At 76.6% G+C, this 1,275-nt stretch carries 2 protein-coding genes; one reads left to right on the top strand and one right to left on the bottom strand.

The features are described 5' to 3' along the window. A partial coding sequence (locus tag H5J33_RS35620; RefSeq protein WP_181798775.1) for an FAD-dependent monooxygenase occupies positions 1-963 on the top strand: 963 nt, incomplete at its 5' end. Positions 964-982: 19 nt separating this feature from the next. Here the strand turns inward: H5J33_RS35620 and H5J33_RS35615 are convergent. Further along, the coding region (locus H5J33_RS35615; RefSeq protein WP_181798774.1) for a CdaR family transcriptional regulator at positions 983-1,275 on the bottom strand (293 nt) is incomplete at its 5' end.

The raw sequence follows: 1,275 nt of genomic DNA, 5'->3' as shown, positions 1-1,275 counted from the left end.
ACCACCGTCGTCTTCGACGCCGACCTCGGCCGCTGGTGCGCCCGGCGGCCCGCCGGGGTCTACTTCACCGCGCACGGCTCCTTCCTGCCGCTGTACCCCGAGGGCGGCTGGGCCTGGTTCGGACCCACGCCCGAGGGCGCGGGCACCGCCGAATGGCCGGCCGTCGTCGCGCGCGCCCTCGGCCCCGGCGCCGGTGTCCGGGCCGACGTGCTGCGCGTCCAGCACTGGGTGATGACCGCCTTCGTCGCCGACCGCTTTTGCCGCGGCCGCGTCCTGCTGGCCGGCGACGCGGTGCACACGGTCCCGGTCATCGGCGGGCTCGGCATGAACGCGGGCATCGCCGACGCGCACAACCTCTGCTGGAAACTGGCCGGAGTGCTCCGGGGGTGGGCCTCCCCGGCCCTGCTGGACAGCTACGAGGCGGAACGCCGGCCCGTCGCCCGCATGACACTCCGTCAGGCGGTGGACAACACGCGGCTGGCGGCCCGGGTGCTGGAGCGGCGCCGGGAACAGCTCCGTGCCGGCACGGCGGCCCCGGCGCCCGCCGACGTCCCCTGGTCCGAGCGGTACTTCGCGCAACTGGGCCTCGTACTCGGCGTCACCTACCGCTCCGGCGCCGTCCTCCGCGCGGGCGGCCGTGCCGACGACACCGGCCCGGAGTACGTCCCCAGCGCCGACCCCGGCCGCCGGCTGCCCCACCTCTGGCTCGGTCCCGGCCGCTCCACGCTCGACGTCTGCGGCGAGTGGTTCACCCTGTTCACCGCGGACCCCGCCCGCCGCTCACCGCCCCGTGCCGCCCCCTGGCCGCTGCGCGTCGCACCCCTGTCCGCCGGGCACGCCGACGCCCTCGGCCTCGGCCCGCACGGAACGCTGCTGGTCCGCCCGGACGGTCATGTCGCCGCCCGCCTCACCGGCGCCGGCTCCCTCCACCGCGCCCTCGCCGTGCTCACCGGAACGGCGTGACCACTCGGCCGGGCGAGGCTCACAAGCGGGCCCGCTTCAACGCCATGTGGAGCAGCAGCCGGTCCTCGCCGTCGTCCAGGTCCAGGCCCGTCAGCTGCTCCACCCGGGACAGCCGGTAGTACAGCGTCTGGCGGTGGATGCCCAGCTCGGACGCCGTGCGCCCGGCCTGGCCCGCGCAGTCCAGGTAGATCTCCGCCGTGCGCGCGAGTTCCGCGTGGGCGGGGGAGAGGAGCGCGACGACCACCCTGTCCCGCGCGGTCTCCGGCGGCAGCGCGGTCAGCAGCCGGTACGCCCCGATCCGCGCCCACGAGG

The sequence above is a fragment of the Streptomyces sp. WELS2 genome (assembly GCF_013870595.1).
Classification (GTDB): Bacteria; Actinomycetota; Actinomycetes; order Streptomycetales; family Streptomycetaceae; genus Streptomyces.
The sequence above is the reverse complement of the archived record's forward strand: the minus strand, read 5'-3'. Positions and strand labels throughout refer to the sequence as shown.